Consider the following 7,586-nt stretch of genomic DNA (forward strand, 5'->3'; position numbering starts at 1 on the left):
ATGTTTTAAGGAACAGTGGATTTATGATTTTTACTCTCCAAGAACCGTGGTTAAAAACGGGCGCACTCTAAATTATGGTATCCATTTAGTGAATTACACTTATGAAAGAAAAGGAATTAGCGTTAGCCCTTTTTTCCAATTTTCGCCTGGGACTTATTATAGCCCTGGGGTGGTTGTAGGCTATGATAGTAACCCTAATTTTGATGGCGTGGGCTTTAGATCCGAAACAAAAGCTTATATTTTGCTCCCTGTCCATGCCCCCTTAAGAAGGGATACTTATCGTTACGCTATAAAGGCTGGCACTGCCGGGCAAAGCTTGCTTATTAGGCAACGATTTGATTACAATGAATTTAATTTCGGGGGAGCGTTTTATAAAGTGTGGAAAAACGCAAACGCTTACATCGGCACGACAGGAAACCCTTTAGGCATTGATTTTTGGACCAATAGCGTTTATGATATAGGGCAAGCCTTAAGCCATGTGGTAACCGCTGATGCTGTCTCTGGTTGGGTTTTTGGTGGGGGCGTGCATAAAAAATGGCTGTGGGGGACTTTATGGCGTTGGACTAGCGGCACTTTAGCCAATGAAGCGAGCGTGGCTGTTAATGTGGGCTATAAGATCAGTAAGAGTTTGACAGCGAGCGTGAAATTAGAATATTTGGGCGTGATGACGCATTCAGGCTTTACGGTAGGGAGTTACAGGCCCACGCCCGGCTCTAAAGCGCTTTATTCAGACAGGAGCCATTTGATGACAACTCTTAGCGCCAAATTCTAACCAATCGCTTTAAGCTGTTTATTAAAGCGTTAAAAATCCCTTAATAAAAACACTATAATACAAGTTTAATCAAATCCAAAGGTTAAGCATTTGAAACTCTTTTTCAGGCGGTATTCTAAATACCTTAAAGAGCATTATAAAAGTTTTATAGTGGTTTTATTTTCTTCTTTAGTGGTGGCTTTAAGCACGGCTTGGGGGACTTATTTAGTCAAGCCCACTTTAGATGAAATTTTTATCAATAAAGACACTCACATGCTCAAAATCCTGCCTTTTTTAGTGATCTTAGCGTATTTGGGGAAGAGTGGGGGCATGTATTTAGGCACTTATTTCACTAACTTTATTGGGCTTGATATTGTCAAAAAAATACGCAATACTATGCTAGAAAGCCTTCTTAAAATGGAAATGGATTTTTTTAATAGAACGAAAAAGGGCGAATTGATTGCAAGAATCACCAATGATATAGGATTGATTAGAGCGAGTTTGTCCAATTACCTTTCAGAGAGTATAAGAGAGGGGCTAACGATTGTCGGGTTAGTGGGGGTGGTGATCTATCAAAGCCCTAAATTAGCGTTAGTGGGGCTAGTCATCATGCCGCTAGCCGCCATTCCTATCAGTAAAATCATTCGTAAGGTTAAAAAACTCGCTAAATCCCATCAAGAGAGTAACGCCAAAATCACCGCTCGTTTGAGTGAAGTCTTTAACAATGTGGAAGCGATTAAAATCTCTAATGGCGAAAAATTAGAGCATAAGGCTTTTGTGAAAGAAAATGAAGCGTTTTTTAAAATCGGTATCAAAAACATCGCCGTGGCTGAAATTTCTTCGCCTTTAATGGAGTTTTTAGGCTCTATTGCGATAGCGTTAGTGATCTATTTAGGGGGGAATGAAGTGATTAGGGGCCATATTAGCGTGGGGGCGTTTTTTTCTTTCATCACGGCCCTTTTTATGCTCTATACGCCGATCAAACGCCTAACTAGGATTGTTTCTAATTTTCAAGAAGCCTTAGTCGCTAGCGATAGGATCCATGAGATTTTAGAAAGAGAGCCGGCTATTGTTGATGGGGAATTGACGCTAAATAACGCTATACACACCATAGAATTTAAAAAGGTATGGCTCGCTTATACGCTAGACAATCAAGAGCGTTATGTTTTAAGCGATATTAGTTTGAAATTCCAACAAAATGAAATCATCGCTTTAAAAGGCGAAAGCGGGAGCGGTAAAAGCTCGTTAGTGAATTTAATCTTACGCCTTTATGAGCCAAGCCAGGGCGAAATTTTCATCAATGATCAAAAAATAGAAAGCATCACTCAAAAATCCTTAAGAGAAAAGATTAGCGTTGTCACTCAAAGGGTGTTTATTTTTAATGGGAGCGTGGCTGAAAATGTGGCGTATGGTTTAGAAATTGATGAGGTAAAAATCAAAGAATGCCTGAAAAAAGCTCAAGCCTTAGATTTTGTGGAAAAAATGCCTCATGGGATAGAGAGCGTTTTAGATGAATTTGGCGCTAATCTTAGCGGCGGCCAACGCCAAAGAATCGCCATTGCAAGAGCCTTGTATAAAGACGCTCAAGTTTTAATCTTTGATGAAGCCACTTCCGCTTTAGACAATCACACAGAAGAGAGCGTCAAACAAAGCATTTTAGAATTAAAACAAAACCGCTTGATCATTCTCATCTCGCACAACCCAAGCACGCTTAAATTAGCCACCAAGCATGTGAAATTAGAGCATGGGCGTTTGATAGAATGCTAAGGGTTTTAAGCGTTGGTGTTGCTTTTATTTTACTAGGGTGTCAGTTTTTCAATAAAACAACGCTCCATTTAAAATATAAAGATTACCCCAAAAACAGCCCTTTAAAAACCGCTTCCACTTTAACCCCCCCTAAAATCTTTTTTAACGCTCATTTTGTGCCGCCCTTTTACCAAAAAGAATTTAAAAAAGCACTCGCCCAACAAATCGCTTATTTTTTAAAAGATAAAAGCGCCCTCACTTTCAATGTTTCAGGCAATGTTTTTTTTTCTTTTGAAGAGAGTCCTAAGGATTTAAAAGCCATTAAAGAAAGGCTTAAAAAGACTATTGAGCCTAACGCTGACCCTAAATCTGTCATGCGTTTTTTAAACCTTCAAGCGAGCTTGATTTTAGAATGCGTCCCGCAAACCACTTGCCCGTTTGACACCCTTTTAATCCCCACTGCTTTCAGCGTGCCTGTTTATTACGCTAATCGTTTGGGCGATAACCCCTCTCTTTTTTCCCAAGAAGACAAAACCTATCATAACGCTTTAATCAAAGCCCTTAATAAGGCTTACTATTCTCTTATGGAGGGTTTAGAAAAGCGTTTGAACGCTATAGAAAATGCAGAGTGGCTTTAAGGCATGAAAAAGATTGTATTTTTTATTTTTGTCATTTTGTTTTCGGTAGGGATTTATTTAGCTTGGCATGTTTTATTGGAAAAAGCCTTAGAATTGAAATTAGCTACTTCAGCTAATGATTTGCTTTTAAAATTGTTCGTGCTTCTTGGCGTTTTTTCCATATTAGTGCTTTTTCAAGGCGTTATTTCTTCGTATAAGAAGCGCCAACTTAAACGCATTTTGCAAAAAATAGACGCCATGAACGGCTTTGAATTTGAAGAATATTCCAAAATCTTTTTCACTTCAAAGGGTTTTGCAGTCACAATCACTCAAAAAAGCGGCGATTATGGAGCGGATCTGATTGCAGAAAAAGACGGCGTCAAATGGGCGGTTCAAGCCAAACGCTACTCGCACAAAGTTTCGCCCAAAGCCATTCAAGAGGTGGTCTCTTCTAAAGCTTACTACGCTTGCGAAAAAGCCTGCGTGATCACCAACAGCTACTTCACGCAAGCGGCTAAAAAACTGGCTCAAGCTAACGAAGTACTTTTGATTGACAGAGACGAATGGGTCAGGTTTTTGAACGAAAAGAGATGAACCGATTCCATCAGATCGTTTGTTCTCAAGTTCTTTTAAAATTTTGTCGTAATTGCATGCGCTATAATGTCAAAATTTAGCGTCAATTTCTGCTTGGATAAAGGGGTTCAATGATTCAGTCTGTTCGCATCAAAAACTTTAAGAATTTTAAGGACACTACAATTGATGGTTTTACCAAGCTTAACATTATCACTGGTGAAAACAATGCGGGAAAGTCTAATTTGTTAGAGGTGTTATATTGTTTAGTGGGAAAAGACATGCACCCATGCACTAATATACTGGAGATTTATGACAATATACGCAAAGAACCTTTAACGACAGAATCACAAAACTTGATGTTTTATAATTTAAACACTAGAAAACCAATACGAATCACTACAACTTCAGACAACAATCAGACATTAGATTTGCAAATAGAGCTCATAACCAATGAGAATCAAAAAGTAAGAGAGTCGCAAATAATACCCACAGCAGAACAAGCGCAAGCATTCTCACAACTTAAGTTCATTTTTAAAAAAGATAAAGAAGAAATCTATAATGACTATTTAAATATTGCTAGAATTCCCAATTTCCCACCAATTCCTAATCAGTCAAGTTACAACAGGCAATTTAAGAATTTTGAGCCCAACCAATCGCAAAAACTTTTACCCTTTGAAAGCGCCGCCATCATAACGCCTAGCGATGTTGCTCGCAAGCGAGATGTTATAAATTCTAATGCTATCCATATTATGAATCCCAATATCATTCAAGCAGTGCGTAAGATTCTTGATGACAATCAACTAGAAAAAAGGCTGAATCAAAGCCTTAACCAATTTGATAAAAACATTCAAGCTATTAGATTTAATGCTAACAACCAACTCAAATTAGAGATGAAAAATATCAAAGAAAAAGTCCCCCTATCTATGTTTGGCGATGGTTTGATGAAATATTTGCATATTATGAGCGCTTTTATTGCCAATAACGCAACAACGATCTATATTGACGAAGTGGAAAATGGCTTGCATTTTTCCCGCATGAGGTTATTGTTAGAAAAGATTATTGATTTTATTAATAATAACAAAGATCGTAATTTGCAAGTGTTTATGACTACCCACAGCCAAGAATTTGTAGAAATTTTAGACCAAGTTATCAAAGAAAAAGATTTTGCTCATCAGACTAAATTGTTTTGCTTAGAAAAAAACAGCAGTTCAATCGTTGCAGAGCCTTATTATGGAGAAAATCTATCTCTTTATTTCAGGAATTGTGCCAATCTTTTTGGAGGTAAAGAAAGGTTTAAAGAAAATAATTATGAGTAAAAAGATACTTATTTATACAGAAGGAAAAAGTGATAGAAACTTTCTAGGTTGGTATCTTAATTTTTTGAAATGCCAGGATCATTTTGATATGCTTGATATAGAAGGTAAAGATAAGCTCATTTCAGGTGAATTTCCGGAAAAGATTAGAAAAATTTTAAATAATGAACATCAAACATATAAACAAGTGTGTATTATTTTTGATGCAGACAAGAAAGAGAGTCAAGAAAGCGATGCAGGTTTTGATAATAAGCTTAAGTATATTCGTGAAAAATTCAAAGAAAAAAGGATTGATTTTCCAAGAGAACAAATCTTTTTATTCCCTAACAATAAAGATGATGGTGATTTAGAAACCCTATTATTAAAAATTGCTAACCACAAAGAGTTTATAAATTGTTTTGAAGGCTATTTGGATTGTATTAAAAAGACAGAACATTACAAACCGATTAAAAACATAAGAAAAAATAAGTGGTATGCCTATTTAGAAGCACTTGGATTAGAATATCTATATACCAAAAAAAATATTTTTGATAATATAGGAGGTAAAGTAAAGAATGAATATGAAGAAGACTATGAAAAATTAAAAAAAGCCATCAAGTTTGAATCAGAACTTCTCATTCCTCTTAAAGATTTTCTAGGGCAATTTGCAGAAAATAATCAAAAAACAAATCCTAAAATTTTCTAATTTAACAAAATATATTACAATCAATCAAAAAATATTATTTTTACAAAAAGGCGCGCTGTGAAATTGTGGTTTCCTTATTTTTTAGCGATTGTGTTCTTGCATGCATTGGGTTTAGCGTTGCTCTTTATGGCCAATAACGCTTCGTTTTATGCAGCGGCTTCTATGGCTTACATGTTAGGGGCAAAGCATGCCTTTGATGCAGATCACATCGCTTGCATAGACAACACCATTAGAAAGCTCACCCAACAAGGCAAAAACGCCTATGGTGTGGGGTTTTACTTTTCTATGGGGCATTCAAGCGTGGTGATTTTAATGACCATCATCAGCGCGTTTGCGATCGCTTGGGCTAAAGAGCATACGCCGATGCTAGAAGAAATAGGGGGGGTAGTGGGGACTTTAGTTTCTGGGCTTTTTTTGCTCATTATAGGGCTATTGAATGCGATTATTCTCTTGGATTTATTAAAAATATTCAAAAAATCGCACTCTAACGAAAGCTTGAGCCAGCAACAAAATGAAGAAATTGAACGGCTTTTAACGAGTAGGGGCTTACTTAATCGCTTTTTTAAGCCCTTGTTTAATTTCGTTTCCAAGTCGTGGCATATTTATCCTGTGGGTTTTCTTTTTGGGCTAGGCTTTGATACCGCTAGTGAAATCGCGCTTTTGGCCCTCTCTAGCAGCGCGATCAAAGTGAGTGTGGTGGGCATGCTCTCTTTACCCATTCTTTTTGCCGCTGGCATGAGTTTGTTTGACACATTAGATGGGGCGTTCATGCTCAAGGCGTATGATTGGGCGTTCAAAACCCCTTTAAGGAAAATCTACTACAACATCTCCATCACAGCCTTAAGCGTGTTTATCGCGCTTTTTATCGGGTTGATTGAGCTTTTTCAAGTCGTTAGCGAGAAACTCCATTTAAAATTTGAAAACCGCCTTTTAAGCGCCCTACAAAGCCTGGAATTTACAGACTTAGGCTATTACTTGGTGGGCTTATTCGTAATAGCGTTTTTAGGCTCATTCTTTTTATGGAAAATCAAATTTTCTAAATTAGAGAGCTAGATTTTAAGCCCTCAAATTATCGCTCAACAAATCTTTAAGGCTTTTATTTGAAAAACTTTGTTTTGGCATGAAAGCTTTGGGGTTTGAAAGGCTTTCACTCAAATAGCCTAATAATTCCTTAATTTCGTTTAATTTTTCTTCCAAATAAGCTTGAAACCCGCTTATATTTTCCAATAAATCCAAAGGATTATCCACAATCATGGAAAAAACCTCATCGTTAATGGCAATGTTGAGCTGAGTGTCAAACAAAGGGGAGGCTAAAAACTGGCAATTTTCTACAATTTCTCGCAATTCTTGTTTAATGATAGAAGCTTGCAAAGCGTCTTTATCTTCCAAACCCATGCTCTTATTGAAAAGCTTTTTGCAAGCGATTTGCAAGACTTGTAACGCTCCAACGCTCTCGTTTATATTTTTCATGTCCCTACTGAATTTAGCGATTTGTTGGGATTTTTCTATCACATTGGTTTTAAAATCGCTTGTTTCAACATCGCCCAAATGCTTTTGAAGAGTTTTTAAAATATCCATAAAAAACCTTTTAAATAGAATTGATCATTCACAAGCATTTTTCGTTCCTTTTTTATGGAAACTTCAAAAAACACCCTTAAAAAGGTTTTTAGGTATAATTAGCGATCTTTTAGTTTCAAAGAGTAGAGAGATTGGATGAAAAAAATATGGCTTTTAGTGTGGGGCTTGTATTCTTGGGTGTTTTTGCATGCGATAGAAACGATAGAAAAAGCCCCTACAAATGTAGAGGATAGAGACAAAGCCCCCCATTTGTTGCTTTTAGCAGGGATTCAAGGCGATGAGCCTGGAGGGTTTAATGCAACTAATTTGTTTTTAATGCACTA

At 36.9% G+C, this 7,586-nt stretch carries 8 protein-coding genes and 1 pseudogene; 8 read left to right on the forward strand and 1 reads right to left on the reverse strand.

The annotated features are described in order from the left end of the window. From hofB to BZK24_RS01420, 7 genes and pseudogenes are all read left to right on the forward strand, one after another. Positions 1–772: pseudogene (gene hofB, locus BZK24_RS01390) on the forward strand (outer membrane beta-barrel protein HofB); the annotation flags it as partial. A 90-nt stretch (positions 773–862) separates the two neighbouring features. Next, positions 863–2,518 (forward strand): ABC transporter ATP-binding protein, encoded by a 1,656-nt coding sequence (locus tag BZK24_RS01395; protein WP_077656344.1) that lies wholly within the window; start codon positions 863–865, stop codon positions 2,516–2,518. Then, complete coding sequence (locus tag BZK24_RS01400) at positions 2,512–3,135, forward strand: hypothetical protein (protein ID WP_000946710.1); 624 nt, start codon at positions 2,512–2,514, stop codon at positions 3,133–3,135. Before BZK24_RS01395 ends, BZK24_RS01400 begins: the two co-directional genes overlap by 7 nt. A gap of 3 nt (positions 3,136–3,138) precedes the next feature. Next, positions 3,139–3,708 carry a restriction endonuclease gene (locus tag BZK24_RS01405; RefSeq protein WP_000724630.1) on the forward strand — a complete coding sequence of 190 codons (570 nt, stop codon included), beginning with the start codon at positions 3,139–3,141 and terminating at the stop codon, positions 3,706–3,708. 110 nt (positions 3,709–3,818) lie between these two features. Next, positions 3,819–5,003 carry an ATP/GTP phosphatase gene (locus tag BZK24_RS01410; RefSeq protein ID WP_000616476.1) on the forward strand — a complete coding sequence of 395 codons (1,185 nt, stop codon included), beginning with the start codon at positions 3,819–3,821 and terminating at the stop codon, positions 5,001–5,003. Further along, the gene (locus BZK24_RS01415) at positions 4,996–5,685 is read left to right on the forward strand and encodes a DUF3226 domain-containing protein (RefSeq protein WP_000037710.1); all 690 of its coding nucleotides are present in this window, start codon (positions 4,996–4,998) and stop codon (positions 5,683–5,685) included. Before BZK24_RS01410 ends, BZK24_RS01415 begins: the two co-directional genes overlap by 8 nt. Before the next feature lie 57 nt (positions 5,686–5,742). Continuing rightward, the gene (locus tag BZK24_RS01420; RefSeq protein ID WP_000780443.1) at positions 5,743–6,738 is read left to right on the forward strand and encodes a HoxN/HupN/NixA family nickel/cobalt transporter; all 996 of its coding nucleotides are present in this window, start codon (positions 5,743–5,745) and stop codon (positions 6,736–6,738) included. A 3-nt stretch (positions 6,739–6,741) separates the two neighbouring features. Here BZK24_RS01420 and BZK24_RS01425 read toward each other — a convergent pair whose 3' ends face one another. After that, a complete protein-coding gene (locus BZK24_RS01425; protein ID WP_077656345.1) occupies positions 6,742–7,263 on the reverse strand; it encodes a flagellar FLiS export co-chaperone in 522 nt (173 codons plus the stop codon). Between the two features lie 135 nt (positions 7,264–7,398). On the opposite strand from BZK24_RS01425, the gene BZK24_RS01430 reads away from it, so the two are divergent. Continuing rightward, positions 7,399–7,586: M99 family carboxypeptidase catalytic domain-containing protein (locus tag BZK24_RS01430; RefSeq protein WP_277921255.1), on the forward strand; the 188-nt coding region annotated here is incomplete at its 3' end.

Origin of the sequence: Helicobacter pylori, from assembly GCF_001998165.1 — a bacterium.
Taxonomy (GTDB): domain Bacteria; phylum Campylobacterota; class Campylobacteria; order Campylobacterales; family Helicobacteraceae; genus Helicobacter; species Helicobacter pylori_DL.